The sequence below is a fragment of the Deinococcus radiopugnans ATCC 19172 genome (assembly GCF_006335125.1).
GTDB lineage: Bacteria > Deinococcota > Deinococci > Deinococcales > Deinococcaceae > Deinococcus > Deinococcus radiopugnans.
In genome coordinates this window covers 1-15493 of record NZ_VDMO01000013.1, presented here as the reverse complement: position 1 = coordinate 15493, position 15493 = coordinate 1, and the positions used below count along the sequence as shown (strand labels likewise).

Genomic DNA, 15493 nt, shown 5'->3' with positions numbered 1-15493 from the left:
AGTCAGTTCCTCCAGCTCAGCGTGGGATCGGTGGTGGCCGCGCGCGGCTCGCCGTTCCAGGCAAAGCGGTAGGTGAGGTTCGTTTCACCCGCAGGCAGGCTAGCGGGCAGCGTCTTGCGTCCGTCTTTCAAGGTGGCCCCGGCGGGCAGCGGGTCCAGCAGCTCCACGCCTTCCAGCACGCGCGGCGACTGGATGTCCAGTGTGACCACGTAGCCGTCCTCCACCGCATAGACGGCCTTTTCCAGCGTCACGACGGTGTCGCCCTGCGTGACCGTAAGCGTGGTGCGGCGCAGCGCCGCAATCTCGCCGCCCAGCGGGGCCAGCGGGAAGTCCACGCCTGTCAGGCCATTGACGAACACCGTCTGGGTGCCGCTCAGGCCGCCGTCGCGCGGCACCGGCAGCGGCGGGTAGGGTGTGGTCAGGGGGTCCAGTCGCAGCGCCTGCGTTCCATTGACGACGTTGGCGAAGCTGTAGCGGCCCTGTGGATCGGTCAGGGTCTGGCGCCCCCCGGCCAGCAGCACGCGGGCGCGCGGCAGCGGGGTGTCCAGCCCTTCCTGATAGCGCCCGTCACGGTTGCGGTCCACGTACACCACGCCCAGGATGTCCGACAGCGGCGCGAACAGGCCCAGCCTCAGCTTGACAGTGGCCACGGCCTGGTTGCTGGCGATGGCGCGGGCCACGCCGCCGGCCCCGACGCCACTGACCTCCACGGTATTCACCAGTTCCCCGGCAGCATCAGCCGTGACGCGGGTGTCGTAGGTCAGCGTGACCGGCACCCCGGCGGGCAGTTCCGCCACGCTCCAGGTCAGCACACCGTCCTTGATCTGCGGATCGGCTAGGGGTTGGCCGCCCAGCCGGCTGCTGCCGGGGATGTAGCTCAGGCCCTTTGCGGGCGTGTCCTTGATGCGCGCGTCGATGATCGAGGTGGTGGCCGATTTGTTGGTGACGGTCAGGGTGTAGCTCAGACGGTCACCGACGGTCACCTCGGTGGCGTTCACGTCCTTGTTCACGGCCAGCTTAGCAGTCCACACCGGGGTCATGACCTCGTTGCTGCTCAGGGAATCAGGCGTCTGGGTGCTGACCATCTGGAAGATGTTCTTGAGGGCCTCGCCGTCCACCGCACGGGGGCTGACCCTCGTAACCACGGTCAGCACGCGCGTTTCATTGGGGGCCAGCGTTTCCAGGGTCCACTGCACGGTCTGCGCGCCTTCCGCGCCGGTGCTGAGGCCGCCGTCCGTGGCGCTCACGAAGTCCAGGTGGGCGGTCAGCTTGTCGGACACCACCACGCCGGTCAGCGGGCGGGTGTAGGGATTGCGGACCATGAGGCGGTAGGTGATGGTGTCGCCTGTCGCCACCGTCGCCCCGGCGGGCAGGGTCACCGCGGTCTGGCCGTCCTGAGCCGTTGCCACGGAGGACTTGACCAGTTCGGGCAGGCCGCCTTCCACACTGTCCACCGCGTCGCTGGTGGCGTTGCTGGTCCCCCGCTCCCCCCTGATGGTGATCAGGGCATCCAGCGGCCCGGTCTGGTTGGCGCTGTAGCACACCCGCACGGGGGCGCTCTGGCCCGCGTCCAGCAGCAGGGGCTGCGCGAGGGGCTGGCCGCCTTCGCCGTAAAAAACAGCGGTGGCCCTGCCCGTGGGATAGCCCACGCTCAGGGTAAAGGCATCCTTCACGTCACCCGTATTTTTTGCGGTGTGGTCAAAGCAGACGGGTTGCCCCAGCACGGCCAGCACCCGGCTCTGGCGGTCTGCGGCGGTGCCTTCGGGGGCTTCAGGGTTGCCTTGTGGGCCAATCGCCACGGCGGGCTGGTAACGCACATCAACTCTCGCCGTATCACTCACGGTCTGCTTGCCGGTCAGGACGGTGGCGGTGTTGGGGATGACCTTGTTCTCGGCGCTGGCGCCCGCGCGCATCCTGAAGGTCAGGGTCAGGTCCGCGCCGGGGGCCAGACTGGGCACGCGCACGCGCACGCCGCGCACCACAGTTCCGGGGATGGCGGTCCAGACCGTGCCGTCCTCGGTGTATTCCAGCGTGCCCGCGTTGCTGCTGGCGCTGCCCGCCACGAAGCTCAGACCCTGCGCGAGTTGCGCGGTCAGGAGGTCAGTCAGGATGACCTCGCGGCTCTGGCCCTGGCCGCCGTTGGTGGTCTTGACCGTCACGGTGGTTTCCGCGCCGGGGCGCAGCAGCGCGGGGCTAAAGCTCTTGCTCACGGAGAGGGCGGGGGGCGGGCTGATTCGCACCACGCTCACGTTGTTGCTGTCGCTCTGGCCGCCCGCGCATCCGGCCACCAGATTCACGAAGGCGTCTCCAGCGCTGATCGCTTCCACCAGCAGCAGCACATCCGCCGTCCTGTCGGCGTCCAGCGTGACGCTGCTGATCTCCGGCTCGTTTGTGTCGGCCTTGCCATTGCCGTTCAGGTCACGCACCAGCTTCAATCCAGGGGTGGAGATGCCGCCTGCCTCCGTCCGGGCGGAGACGCCGAAGGTAGAGGTGGCGTTGCCCGCGTTGACGATCTTGTAGACGAACGTCGCCGCTTCGCCGGGCAGCAGGGCCGCGCTCTGGCCGGGCTGGGCCACCGTGCCGTCGGGGGTCACACTGACCGCACACACAGCGGCAACGGTGGTCTGCACGACGTTGGACCGCACCACGGTGGGCTGGCCGGTGGGGGGAGACAGGAACTCGGCCTGCGCCTGGTTGGTGATCACCGTGCCGGCGGGCGTGAGTGTCTGGGCGCCAGCGTGTGCGCCGGGCAGCAGCAGACCCAGCAGCAACGCGGGAAGGACGAAACGGGAGCGGGTCACAGAGTTCTCCTTGAGTGGGCGGGAGGGGCGCTGCGCACGAAAATGTGCGTGGAGTCAAAACAGGCGCTGGAGCAAAAAAAGTTCTGGTGTTGTGGATAGGTTTTGGCGGGAGCATTGCGAGAAAGCGCGCCCCACACAGAAGGCAGGGCGCGCATGGGTGAGGTTTACTTGACGATGACCTGGAAGATGAGGGTCAGGCCGCCCTGCGCGGGGAAGGCGTCGTTGGCATCCACCGTGCCGTTGCCGTTGGTGTCCACACCGACGTCCACGCTAGTCACCGCGCTCGCGGCCACCGTTGGTACGGCGCTGGTCTGCCAAGTGCCGCCGTTGAAGCGGTACAGCACCGCGCCGGCCGTGAAGGTCTTGGTGGCCGTGACGGAGCTGAAGGTCGTCCAGGTGAACACGTTGGTGCTGGGGTTGGTGTTGGACTCGGTCACGTAGAAGTTCTTGAGCACCGCGTTGTAGTTGTTCTTCGCCGTGATGGTGTAGCTCAGGGGCGCACCGGGCAGGGCCGAGGCAGGTTCGGACTTGCTCAGCACAACCCCCTTGTCGTTGGGCTGGCCCACGGCGATCTCGTCGTTGTTGTCCTCACGCACGATGGTGCTGTACACCGCCTTGGCCGTCTGCTGGACAACCAAGTTGGTGGTCACGCCGTTGACCGTGGTGGCCTGAGCGTTGGTCGGGATGTCCACAACCGCGAAAACCTTGAGTTCCGTATCGGCGATAGCCGTGCCGGTGGTGTAGCTGCGGGTGCCGTCAGGGTTGGTCGTGAAGGGCAGCTCCGTGCCCGGCTGGCCGTTGTTGTCGCTGAAGTAGCGAACGTTAACCGTCGTGTTGGAAACGGTGCTGTCGGCGGCGATGACGGGCACCACCACGGTTCCTTTCAGGGTGTAGCTGTCGCTGTACGCACCCAGGTTCGCCAGGTCCATGGGGAACACCGCGCTGCTGTCGGTACTCGTGCCGGGCGCGGTGCCGGCGGCCGCCCCTGGCACAACGCTCTGAACAGGGTTGGGGGTGGGCGTGGTGCCCAGCGCGGAGGTCGCGTCGCCGAACTGCAGCTGAGGAGGGAAAACCGTATTGGTCGAGGCATCATCGCTGAGCGCGTCGCCGTCGTTGCCCGAGTCTGCGCCCACGATGATGACCACAGGACCGGGGTTGTTGGCCGGGTCACTGTCGAAATCAGGGTAGGTCACCACCGTGCGGTAACCCAGCGTTTGCCCAGGGGCGACCGTCAGCAGGGGATAACCATTGGCGTCGACCGGCAAGGCCTTGCCGTTGGTGTCAGTAAAGCTCACGATCACGCCGTTGGGCAGCGTGAAGATCCCCCCGGCGCTGGGCGTGGCCAGAGAAATGCCCCCTGGTCCGGTCGTATCCGTGGGGAACAGGCGAACGATATCCGTCAGTGAGCCGCCGTTGGTCAGGCTGTTGATAAAGACCACAGTGTCGGCGGTGCTGTTGGCATCGGCCTTGGGATAGGCAATCTGATTGTCCAAGTTGACGGCCACGATATTCGTGCCGGGCCGAGTGGGATCCACGTAACCAGGAACGGTGGTGGGGCTACCGGGAGGCGTCACGGTGGTGGCGGGCGGCTGCTGGCCCGGCGTCGTCGGATCACCGTCGATCACGCCGTTGAAGATCGAGGGAGTGTAAATCACGGCGCGGCTGTACTGGAGGTCAGAGGCCGCTTCCGTCTTCGGCGCAATCACACCCGCGGTGTAGACGTCGGCGGTGCCCTGGGGGCTGGCCGCGTACCTGCCACCGGCTGCAGCGTTTGCAGGCACTTCAATGACCTGGATAATGCTGACGACGCCCTCGTCCTGCTGGGTTTCAAGCTTATCGACACGCACGGTCACCTGCGTCACCGGGCCCGCAGCGCGCTCGACGGCCCCCAGCAGGCCGTCGTTGTTGGCATCAAGGTAGTACTTGACGCTGGTCGGTGCACTGGGACTGCCATTGGTGTTGGCCGCCAGCTGAACGACGTAGTCATCGACGTTGCCCTGGTTGACCACCTTGTATGCCGTTTCGAGCACTGCACCCGGCAGGACATTGCCCTGGTAACCGGTCGGCAGCGGGTCCGTCGTGGCCGTGGTGCCGTCAGTGCCGTTCACGTACACGATGTCAAAATCGGGTTTGGGCAGTACGGTGGTGCTGACCGTGTTGGAATTGACCGGCGTGGCCGGCGCGTTGGTGGTGGGATCGGTGAAGGTGGCGGTCGCAGTGTTGGTGATCACCGTGCCCGAGGGCGTTCCGGCAGCGGCAGCGGTTCCGGCGGCCAGGGCCACCATCAGGGTCAGAAATTTGGGGTTGACTTTCACAGGACTTCTCCTTATTTGCTTTGGCCATTGGCGGCCAGTAGATGTTTGAATCGAGAATGTGGAAATGGTGGGGCGTGCGATTTACTTGACCTGAATGCGGTAGCCCAGCTCCAGCGATTTGCCGGGGGCCAGTTCGGCCACGATCCAGCGCACGGCGTTGTACTCGCCCGGCTTGACCTCCACCTCCTTCTGAACGGACTTGCCGTTCTCGGTCACGGTGATGGTCTTTTTCAGGGGCGCGGCGGCGAAGGTCTTGCCACCATCGATGGAGTACATGATTTTCGTGCTGTCCAGACCTTTCTCGGGCGCCAGATACTCGGTGTTCTTGGGTACGGGCAGCTGCACCGGCAGATCGCGAACCGTCTTGGCGGTGGCGTTCTTCACGCTGACCATCTGTCTGATGACGTCGCCGGGGTTGACGCTGCCGGGGTTGGGCACGAGCTGCTCCGTGGGTTTGCCGTCGACCTTGATGGTCTTCACGGCCAGCATGCTCAGTTTCAGGCTGATGGGTTCGCTGCCCTGAGCGAGTGCGCTGACCGCGCCGCTGAGCAGCAGCGTGATAAGCAGGGTGGGCGGGTGACATTTCATGCGGACTCCTAAGAAGTTAAAGGCACAGTGAAGAGATGAGCGGCGGATCAGCAGGGCTTCTTTTCCTGTACTGAGGGTAAAAATCTGTTTCTTACACGTTGCTTACACGGCCGCCTATCATTTGGAAGGCAAACGGCCATACGAGAAGACGTGAGAATAATGAGTATCTAAAGATGACGCTGGAATCCGTTCCAGACGGGTTCTTCACAGGATCAGAAATAAAGGGCCGTAGTGCTGACCAAAAAAACCCCCCCGACGGGGTGATAGGAGAGTGAGACTGAGGTATTCGGCAGACTGAATTGCCTGGTACGAACGGCTACAGTTCCAGCCTCTGCCCTACCCTCTGCCCCACCGGCAGGGCCGTCAGCAGCACCTCGTATTTGCCCGTCACGAAAACCTGAAAGCCGCGCTTTTGCAGATCGCGGCGGGTGTCGGTCACGTCGGCGCACAGCAGACTCAGATCCGGGCGAGCGAAGTTTTTCATGCGGGCGCCGTAGCTCAGGGTGCCGTCGCGGTAGCGGGCGTTGGGAAAGCCCAGCACCAGCCCGCCTGTTTCGGTCAGGTGGTGGCGGCACAGCGCTTTAAGCAGCACGTCCCGGCGCACCCCCGGACTTTGCAACAGGCTGAGGGCCAGAATCACGTCGAAACGGTCCAGTTCAGCGGAGGGGAGGCAGGCCACGTCCAGTTCCACAAACCTGCCCGCTGGGTGCCTGCGCCGAGCCTGCCCCAGCGCCGAGGCGTCGCTGTCCACCCCCACCACCTTAAAGGACCGGTCTGGAAAGGCCAGGGCCAGGGCGTCCAACTCACGCCCGGTGTTCACGCCCAGGGCCAGCACGCGCCCGCCTGCCGGGGGACCGATTCGCCGCAGCGCCTCCACCAGTGTCAGCAGCAGCACCGGGTCTTCCAGCTTGTCCACCCGCGCCCAGTCACTGTCTGCGCCATAACCCTCCGCGTCCGGGGCAGGGGCAGCAGCGTAGGGGCGCAGGCCCAGGCCAAAGCGCACCCGGCCCGGCCCCGCCCGCTCCGGCGTCCGCAGGTGTGCGCCCAGCGCGTCCGCCAGATCTACCCAGACACTCCAGGGGCGATGACGCCCCGCCGCTCCCAGCTCACCGGCATACAGGCCCAGGCCCGCGTCGGGGTCCGGAACTTCCAGCGTGACCTCTGCGCCTTCCTTCAGTCTGCTGGTCTCCAGCGCCTCGCGTACGGCGGGAACAATCAGTGACAGCGGTTCCAACGTGAAGGAGAGAGACGACGGCATCGCCCGTCAGCATATTGGACCGGGCTGTCGGTTGATCGGGACGGTGGGTGGTGCAGCGCTGTGGGACCGGTAAAAGTCCTCCCCTGCATCTTACCGGGGAGAACCTCAGACCAAAAAAAGGAGGAACACCAGCAACGGCGTTCCTCCTCAAGGGTGTGATGCTTGCGCGGGCTTACTGGCCGCCCAGCGCGGAGCCGAGTTGACGCAGACCTTCCTGGTCCTCTGCGGGGGCGGCAGACGCCAGCCGGCTGGTTTCGCTGCCCAGGTCAGGCAGCATCGCAGCTGCGCCGGACAGGTCACCGCTCTCCAGCGCGCTCTTGAGCTTCGCCAGCATGCTGGTCACGCTTTCCGCGCCGGGAACGCCGTCGAGGGTGCTGTGCCAGCTCGTGACGTTACTCACTGCCGTCTGGGCGTCCACGCCCTGAACGCCGCCCGAAAGGGCCTGAATGGTCTGCTGAAGTTGCTGATTCATGCGTCATACCTCCTTGAATTGATCCTGCCCACCTATCTAACGCCCGTTGGGCGGCGCGGTGTGTACGCCAGCCCGCCCTGTGAAAGTCAGTTCAAGGCTGTGCCAGACACAGCATTGCCACAAATCGTACGGTGGCCGAATCACATCTGGGCTGGGCTGCTGGTGTGAGTCCCCTCCCTTTCCAGAATGGCGAAGAACTTGAGGACCTGCTGACGCGGGTGTTCCAGAAAGCCGCCGATCCTGGCCCCGTGCAGGGACGGCTGGCGCTGACCTTCGCCATCCATGCCCCAGATGCCTGGCTGCGGGTGGACGGGCGTGACGGTCACGCGGCCAGCCTCAGCCGGGGCCAGAGCGCCCGCGACGCCAGCAGCGATCTGACCTTCGCCATGAGCGGCGAGACGGCCCACGCCTTCTGGCGCGGCGAGCTGAATCCGGTGGCGGCCATCACCGCCGGAAAGCTGAAGCTCAGTGGGCCGCTGCTGCGTGCCCTGGCCCTCGCGCCGGGACTGGCGAAGGTGCAGGCGGCCTACCGCGCCGAGACGGGGGGCGAGTAAAACCACCCTACCCGTGAGACCGCACTACTGCCAGCGTTCTCGCTCCTCACCCGCCTCGCCCAGCAGCAACGGGCGCAACTCGCCGATCAGGTACAGGCTGCCGCAGGCCAGTGCCAGCGGGCCACCCAGGGCACTCAGCGCGTTCAGCGCCTCCTGTGGGGAGCGGGTCAGGGTGACGGGCAGGCCCGTGAACAGCGGAGCAAGGTCAGCCGCCGCCGCCGCTCTTGGGCTGAGGGCCGCCTGAGTCAGGACCGAATGCAAAACGTGCGGACGCAGCGCCTCGACCACCCCGTCCACATCCTTATCGCCCGCTGCACCGAAGATGAGGGGCAGCGGGGGCAGAGCCAGCTCACGCAGTGTGGCGGCCAGCGCCCGCGCACCGTCGGGATTGTGCGCGCCGTCCAGCAGGATGCTCCCGCCGCGCCACGGCAGCCTTTCCAGCCGTCCGGGCCAGCGTGCGGCCGCCGCGCCTGACCGAATGGTTTCCTGGCCCACACCCAGTCGCACCGCCGCCGCCGCCGCCAGCGCCGCATTCCGTGCCCCGTGCGCGCCCAGCAGCGGGGTGTGAAAGCCCACGGCAGCCTTCGGCAGCGTCAGGGCCACCTCCGCACCCTGCCAGCCCAGCGAACGGGTCCGCATCTCTATCTCCTGACCCAGCGCCCACAGGTCCGCGCCAGTGTCCCGCAGGGGCGGTAACAGCGCCGCCGCCACCCCCGTCACGGCGGGGCGACCCGCCCGCAGAATCCCGGCCTTCTCGGCGGCGATGGCCTCCAGCGTGTGGCCCAGGATCTCGGTGTGGTCCAGTGCCACATTGGTCAGTACGCTCAGCAGCGGGTCCAGCACGTTGGTGGAATCCAGGCGGCCTCCCAGGCCCACCTCCATCACTGCCAGGTCGACTCCGGCCTGCGCGAACAGCAGCGCCCCCAGGGCTGTGACGATCTCAAAGAACGTGGCGCTGCTGGCCTCGGCGTGGGGCCGCACGTGGTCCAGCGCGGCTTCGACAATCTCTGAGGACACTTCCTGGCCGTTTACCTGAAAGCGTTCGGTGAAGCGGGTCAGGTGTGGGCTGGTAAAGAGGCCCGTACGCCGCCCGTCTGCCTGCAGGATGGAGGCCAGCACCGCCGCCGTGCTGCCCTTGCCGTTGGTGCCACCCACCAGCACGGTCTGGAAGGCCTCCTGTGGATCACCAAGGCGGGCCAGCAGCGCCCGTACCCGCTCCAGCCCCGGATGGATGCCGAAGCGCTGGCGGGCGAACAGCCAGCTCAGGTGGTTATCGCTCATCGGGATTCAGGACGGCAGCTCGAAGTGCTTTTCCAACGCAGGCACAATCTGCTTCTTGCGGCTGATGCGGTCTCCCAGATCGGCCACGTTCGCCACGGTGGGCGCACCGAACGCCGCCTGCACCACCGCCGCCTCGCGCTCGCTCGCCACCAGCATTCGGTTGGTCTCGTTCAGGATGTCCACCACGCCCAGCAACACCCCGTCCAGACCGTCCGCCGCCCGCACCGCCTGCATGGCCGCCAGCAGCTCGGCCTGACGCCCGAACACGTACCCGGGATTGGTGGTCTCGATCACGCCCAGGCCCCAGCGCTGCGGCTGAAGAGGATCGCCAAAGGGAAAGACCTTGTAGTCCATCTTCAGCAGCTCGGCGGCGGGCGTGTCGCCCAGATCGCTCTTGGCCGCGAACATCTCCAGCGCGTAGGCCGTCACGTCGCGCACCCCGGCAATCGGGGCCAGGAACGCCACCGCCTCGCGGTCATCGGGGGTGGTGGTGGGGCTGCGAAAGTGCAGGGTGTCGCTGAGGACTGCGCTCAGCATCAGCATGGCATCGGGCTGTTCCACGCTCAGGCGGGCCTCGCGGTGCAACTTCAGCAGCAGCGTGGCGGTGCAGCCCACCGGCTCGAAGCGCAGGAAGGCGGGCTGCATGGTGGTCAGGTTGCCCAGCTTGTGATGGTCGACGACGTGCGTGACCTTCAGGTCCGTCAGATTGGGCGCGGACTGGGCACTCTCGTTGTGGTCCACCAGGGCCACCGCCATGCCGGCCTCCAGCGCGGGCAGCAGCGGCGGGGCTTCTACCCCAGCCCGCTCCAGCACGAACGGCGTCTCGAAATTGAGATCGCCCAGGCGGTAGGCCTGAGCCGCAAGGCCCTGCCGCGACAGCAGGCGGGCGTAGACCAGCGCGGAGGCGATGGCGTCGGTATCTGGATTGAGGTGTCCGAACACGGGAAGCATGCAGGCAGTCTAGCGGCTGAGCTGGGCCGAAGATGCCTGGACCCGACACACGAAAAACCCCCGCACTTGGCGGGGGCTTTCAGGAAACAGGACGGAAGAGGAAGGTGCAGCTCTAACCCGTTGGGGCTTAGAAGTTGACCTTGTAGCTGATCTTGAAGACCTGGCCGCGTGCGTCAGCAGGGGCAGCGTTGCTTCCGCCGCGCAGACGCAGGTTGCCCACGCCGTAACCGAAGGACAGATCGTAGTAGTTGCCTTCGACGTACAGCAGGTCCTGCTTGACGGTCGCGCCGCCGGTGTTGACGTCGCTGTACTTGCCAGCCGTGTCGTTCACGAAGGGGGTGTAGGCGCGGTTGGTGCCCTGGTAGCCGGCGTAGTACACCGCCAGTTTGGTGTTGGGCAGCAGGAACTCATTGAGCTTCACGCCCACCGAGTACTTGAACGCGTTGGAGGTGTAGTCCGCGGGCTTGTTGGTGGGGGTAATGACTTCAGGCGTGGCAGGCGTAGCCGCCGAGGTCGGCGTCGCAGGCTGAGCATCCTGAGCAGGGGTGACCACGTTGTACTGACCGCTGCCGTAATCGTGGCTGCGGGTGTAGTAGCCGACCTGACCCTCGAAGCTGGGCTTGAAGATCACGTTCAGCGGATCGGTGCTCACCTTGACGCCAATGGCCGCAGCGTTGCTGTTGTCCTTGACGTTAGACAGACCCGTCAGGTTGCTGGCATCGCGCTCGGCGTCGGTGTAACGGTCAATCCCGAAGGCTGCCTTGACGTCCACCTGAGCAATCCCAATCTTCTTGCCGTACAGCACGTCACCGTAGGTGAAGGCGTTGCTGTAGCTGTTGGTGAAGTTCCGGTAACGCTGAGCGTAACCGATGCGGAAGGTCAGGTCCTTGACCAGCGCGCTGGCGTCCTTGCCGTTATGGGTCAGTTCCGCGCCGTACTCGGTGTAGCAGTTCTTGTCGGTGAAGTTGGCCAGCGAGAAGCTCAGCGCGCCGCCCACAGCGTCGGTATCGGAGCCAGCGATGCCGGGGTGATCGGCGCCGCAGCCGTTCGAATCCAGGAACTCGTTGTTCGCCAGACCGAAGTAGCTGTTGTACTTGCTGTTGCGGAACAGGGAGTTGTCACTCTGCTGACGGTTGCCGTTCAGAGCGAAGTAGTTGTAGTACCCACCGATGGCCAGACCGAAGCCAGGAGTGACATCGGCGCGCACGCTGTAGCGGGTGCCGTTACCGGACTGTCCATTGACCTTCTCGTATGCGTCCGCACCCTTATTGAGCTGGTAGTAGCCGCCGCGTACCGTCACCAGATTGAACAGGTTGGCCTTGGCCGCCACACCCAGATCGGTGATCAGCGAGCTGGTCGTACCGGCGTGGTTGGTTTCGCGGTCGTAGTACGCACCCAGGGCCACGGGGCCGAGCGCGCCGCCGACCTTGACGCCGAAGCCGTTCTGGTTGTTGTGGTAAGGGGCGGTGCTGTCATCGTCGGTCGGATCGGCTTCCATGATGCCAGCCGTCGCGTCATAACCGGCGGTGATGTTGCGATAGTTCAGATCATAGACCTTAACTGGTCCCAGGGTGCCGGCCACCTTACCGTAGAACGCACGCTCGGTGGTGGTTGCGGTGCTCAAAGTCACGCTGGTAGCGGGGGCCGTAGCAACGGTGTTGGGAGTGAAGGTGGTCCGCGTCACACTGCTCTGGGCGTATTCGCTGTCGATCTGCCAGCCAGCCACTGCGCCGTGCAGGTCTGCACCGAAAGCCACGACATTGGTGGGGCCACTGAGAACACCGGGCAACGTAACCGGAGTTGCAGGGGAAGGCACAGTGGCGCCGACACCCTTGGCGAAGTTCGTGACGGCATTGACGCCAGTTTCATCCAGCGACTCCTGGGCATAGTTGATGCCCGCCTTCAGGGTGCCGATAGGCGTGATTTCCGCACGCACGCCACGGTAATACTTGTACGCGCCGGCGCTGACGAAATCAAGCTCACGGGTGCCGTCGGGGTTGGCGATCAGCTTCCCAGTCGGATCGGCCGGGTTGACAATGTACTGAGGAATAGTGTTGAAGGCGGCATCCGCACCCCCACGGCTGCCGTAGACCACCGTGATGTTGGGCTTGTAGGCCCCAATCACAGGAACGTTGCTGCCGTCCACATTGACGATGAAGCCGTCACCGCGACCCGTGGCGTCATTGTCGAACAGATAATCCCCGAACTTGAACTTCAGCGCCTTGCCGAAAGTCACCGTAACAGGAGAATTGCCTACGGTAAAGGCTGCCGTTCCCTGCTTGAAGTAGAAGAACAAGGGACGATAGGTCACGTCATCCTGAACCACATCGGGGTAACGGCTGTCAGCGGTGGGCAGACCAGCACGCACACCAAAATTCACATCAACCTTGTTAACGTTCAGCTTGCCTGCACTGGGGGTGAACTTGCCAGTGGTTGCGCTGGTCGCGGTGTCGATCTTGCCAGCGTTGTCGAAGGTGATGCCGAAAGACAGGGTGGTATTGCCTTCCTTGCTGACCGCGCCGCCCGCATTGCTGAAGCCGTAGAAGCCCGCTTCCGAATTGACTACCTTGGAGCGGCTGCCGCTCAGGTCCGCCCAGTCCACGGCGGTATCGGCGGTATCGCCGTCGCCATCGTCGCCGGTGCTGAAGACGGTGCCGGGGAGCAGGCGGTCAAAGTCCATGTCGCGCGTGCCACGGGCCACGTAGTAGGTAGCGCTCAGGCTGGGGCGCAGGCTGAAAGCGTACTTCTCCAGCTGCTTGACGCGGTTGTCCAGGTCGCCCACCGAGGTCTCCACCTTGGTAACGCGGCCTTCGACGGTGCCCACGCGGCCCGACAGGGTGTCGAAGTCGGCCTTCTGGACCAGATCGGCCTGGGCGGCTTCGATGGCGCTGGTGCGGTCCTGCAGGTTCAGGATGTCCTGGTTCAGCAGCACGGTCAGGTCGTTCAGCGCGGCGATGCTGCTGGCGTTGTCGTCGACATCGGCACGCAGGGTGTCGTAGTCGTCGGCGCGGGCCGTCAGGTCGTCGATCTGGGCCTGGATGTTGGCAATCGCTTCGGCGTCGCCGGCGGGCGCGGTCGCGGTTCCGGCGGACGCCAGTTCCTCAACGCGGCTTTCCAGACGGGTGAAGTCGTCGCGGCTGACCGCGTTTTCTTCCAGGTCGCTGACGCGCACGCCCAGGGCAGCCAGATCGGCGGCCAGTTCCTGAATCGCGTTCTGCAGCGCGGTCAGGGTGTCGGCGTCGATGCTGCCAGCAGGCACTTCACCGGTACGGACCTGGTCGAGCAGGCGCGCGATGATCACGGCGGCCTCGTATCGCGTCAGGTTCTGCGTGCCACGGTAGGTGCCGTCGGGGTAGCCCAGGATGATGCCCTGACCAACCAGACGGTCAATAGCGTCCTTGGCCCAGTGACCGGCAGGAACGTCGGTCAGCGCAGGCACCTGAGGTGCGCTGGCGGGTGCCTCCGTCTGGGCAGCGGCCATGCCGAATGCCAGAGCGGCGGTGAGAACGAGCAAGCTTTTCTTCATACGAACCCCCAAAGGTTGTCGCGCGTCGGAAGCAACGAAAAACGGCTTCTGAAGGTGACGATGGGGCGAGTTACCGAGTTTCCTCTCCCGGAGTAGTTCACCGCGTCGTTCTCTCCCGCATGCGCAACTGTGTGGTGCAATCTGAGCGCCTCCCCCGAGATGGGTGTGCAGGTGTCAGATCAGAACGGATGATACAAGCATGAAGACAGGGGGGTCAACCCTGAGAACCCGATAAATTCGACATTCCGCCTCTCACCCCTCCTTTCTGATCAAGGTGTGAAGAGATGAACAACTCATGTGGCTCATTTTGGCGACGGCTGCGGCACCCCAGTTGCCTCGCGTCCTGAGGCATCTAGACTGGCGGCAAACCATGCGGGCAGCTCACCGCCGAAGTACTGGCGGCCCCAGGCTCTGGCCCAGGTATCGAAGGTTTGCGTGGCAATGGCGGCCCTGGCCCGCTCGACCAGCCGATGCAGATAGCGCAGATTGTGCAGCGAGAGCATGCGCGGGGCCAGCAACTCCTCAGCCCGCACCAGGTGAGCCAGGTAGGCGCGAGTGTAATGACGGCAGGCATAGCAATCGCAATCGTCATCAATTGGGCGCAGATCCCGGCGCGGCGCGCTGGAATTCAGGTTCAGGCGTCCGTCATCGGTCAGCGCATAGCCGAAGCGGCCAGTGCGGGTGGGATACACGCAGTCGAACATGTCGACCCCCAGCGCGATACCGGCCACCAGATCTTCAGGGTGCCCCACGCCCATCAGGTACCGGGGCTTGTCAGCGGGCAAACGGGCGGTGGTGAACTCCACTGCCGGGTACATCTCGGCCTTGCTCTCCCCCACGGCCAGTCCACCAATGGCAAAGCCAGGGGTCTGAAAGGGCAGGGTCAGGTCCAGGCTCTGCTGCCGCAAGTCCGGATGAATGCCCCCCTGCACGATGGCGAACAGTGCCTGATCCTCCCGCGATTTGAAGGCCAGGCAGCGTTCCAGCCAGCGCACAGTGCGCTCCAAACTTTGGGTAATGTACTCCCGCTCGGCCGGGAAAGGTGGGCATTCGTCGAAGGCCATGATCACGTCCGCCCCCAGTTCCTGCTGCACCTCGATGCTGCGTTCTGGGGTCAACTCCACCAGACTGCCGTCCAGATGGCTCTTGAAGATCACGCCCTGTTCGCTGATCTTGCGCAGATGCCCCAGGCTCATCACCTGAAACCCCCCCGAATCGGTCAGGAAGGGACCAGGGTATGCAGTGAAGCCCGGCAGGCCACCGTGGGCCGCCACCAGGGCCTCACCCGGCCGCAACATCAGATGGTAGGTATTGCCCAGAATCATCTGAGAGCCGATATCTAACAGTTCCTGCGGACTAATGCCCTTGACCGTACCCTGGGTGCCTACAGGCATGAACATCGGGGTCGTCACTGAACCGTGAGGAGTTGTAAAGCTTGCCACCCGCGCACGTCCATCCTGGTACTGAACTTGAAACTCGAACATACATGTATTGTGGCGCATCCGTCTACCCGCAATCCCAGCCTGAGACTGGAACCAGCTGGTTTTCGACCTCATTTCAGGCGTGTGCCAAGGCTCACAACACACAAAAAAAGCCCCCTCCGAGGAGGAGGGGGTGGGATGGAGCGGGAGACGAGATTCGAACTCGCGACATCTACCTTGGCAAGGTAGTGCTCTACCAGCTGAGCTACTCCCGCAAAACATGCGCCGAGGGGCGCATGGGAAGGGAAAAGAAAAAACCCCCGCAC

General features: G+C 64.7%; 10 protein-coding genes and 1 tRNA gene. 1 reads left to right on the top strand and 10 read right to left on the bottom strand.

Annotated features, from left to right (window positions below):
* Nucleotides 1-2: 2 nt before the first annotated feature.
* From FHR04_RS12610 to FHR04_RS12590, 5 genes are all read right to left on the bottom strand, one after another.
* Nucleotides 3-2801, bottom strand: coding sequence for a DUF11 domain-containing protein (locus FHR04_RS12610; protein ID WP_139403764.1), 2799 nt, complete (start codon nt 2799-2801; stop codon nt 3-5).
* Nucleotides 2802-2965: 164 nt separating this feature from the next.
* Nucleotides 2966-5116, bottom strand: coding sequence for a hypothetical protein (locus tag FHR04_RS12605; RefSeq protein ID WP_139403763.1), 2151 nt, complete (start codon nt 5114-5116; stop codon nt 2966-2968).
* Between the two features lie 81 nt (nt 5117-5197).
* Nucleotides 5198-5704: a hypothetical protein gene (locus FHR04_RS12600; RefSeq protein WP_139403762.1), complete on the bottom strand. Its 507-nt coding sequence runs from the start codon at nt 5702-5704 to the stop codon at nt 5198-5200.
* A gap of 316 nt (nt 5705-6020) precedes the next feature.
* Nucleotides 6021-6962, bottom strand: a complete 942-nt coding sequence (locus FHR04_RS12595) for a methyltransferase (protein ID WP_139403761.1) — start codon at nt 6960-6962, stop codon at nt 6021-6023.
* 172 nt (nt 6963-7134) lie between these two features.
* Nucleotides 7135-7434: a hypothetical protein gene (locus tag FHR04_RS12590; protein WP_039681558.1), complete on the bottom strand. Its 300-nt coding sequence runs from the start codon at nt 7432-7434 to the stop codon at nt 7135-7137.
* Between the two features lie 164 nt (nt 7435-7598).
* On the opposite strand from FHR04_RS12590, the gene FHR04_RS12585 reads away from it, so the two are divergent.
* On the top strand, nt 7599-7988 hold the full coding sequence (locus FHR04_RS12585; RefSeq protein ID WP_169745380.1) for an SCP2 sterol-binding domain-containing protein: 390 nt from the start codon (nt 7599-7601) through the stop codon (nt 7986-7988).
* Between the two features lie 24 nt (nt 7989-8012).
* Here the strand turns inward: FHR04_RS12585 and FHR04_RS12580 are convergent, their stop codons facing one another.
* The 5 genes from FHR04_RS12580 to FHR04_RS12560 all read right to left on the bottom strand — a co-directional run bounded on the left by FHR04_RS12580 (nt 8013) and on the right by FHR04_RS12560 (nt 15442).
* Nucleotides 8013-9269 (bottom strand): bifunctional folylpolyglutamate synthase/dihydrofolate synthase, encoded by a 1257-nt coding sequence (locus tag FHR04_RS12580; RefSeq protein ID WP_139403760.1) that lies wholly within the window; start codon nt 9267-9269, stop codon nt 8013-8015.
* A 6-nt stretch (nt 9270-9275) separates the two neighbouring features.
* A complete protein-coding gene (locus FHR04_RS12575; RefSeq protein ID WP_139403759.1) occupies nt 9276-10220 on the bottom strand; it encodes a manganese-dependent inorganic pyrophosphatase in 945 nt (314 codons plus the stop codon).
* A gap of 127 nt (nt 10221-10347) precedes the next feature.
* Nucleotides 10348-13746 (bottom strand): S-layer homology domain-containing protein, encoded by a 3399-nt coding sequence (locus tag FHR04_RS12570; protein ID WP_139403758.1) that lies wholly within the window; start codon nt 13744-13746, stop codon nt 10348-10350.
* A 302-nt stretch (nt 13747-14048) separates the two neighbouring features.
* Nucleotides 14049-15230 carry a tRNA guanosine(34) transglycosylase Tgt gene (gene tgt / locus FHR04_RS12565; RefSeq protein ID WP_170213948.1) on the bottom strand — a complete coding sequence of 394 codons (1182 nt, stop codon included), beginning with the start codon at nt 15228-15230 and terminating at the stop codon, nt 14049-14051.
* 136 nt (nt 15231-15366) lie between these two features.
* Nucleotides 15367-15442: transfer RNA gene (locus FHR04_RS12560), tRNA-Gly, on the bottom strand.
* Nucleotides 15443-15493: the final 51 nt, after the last annotated feature.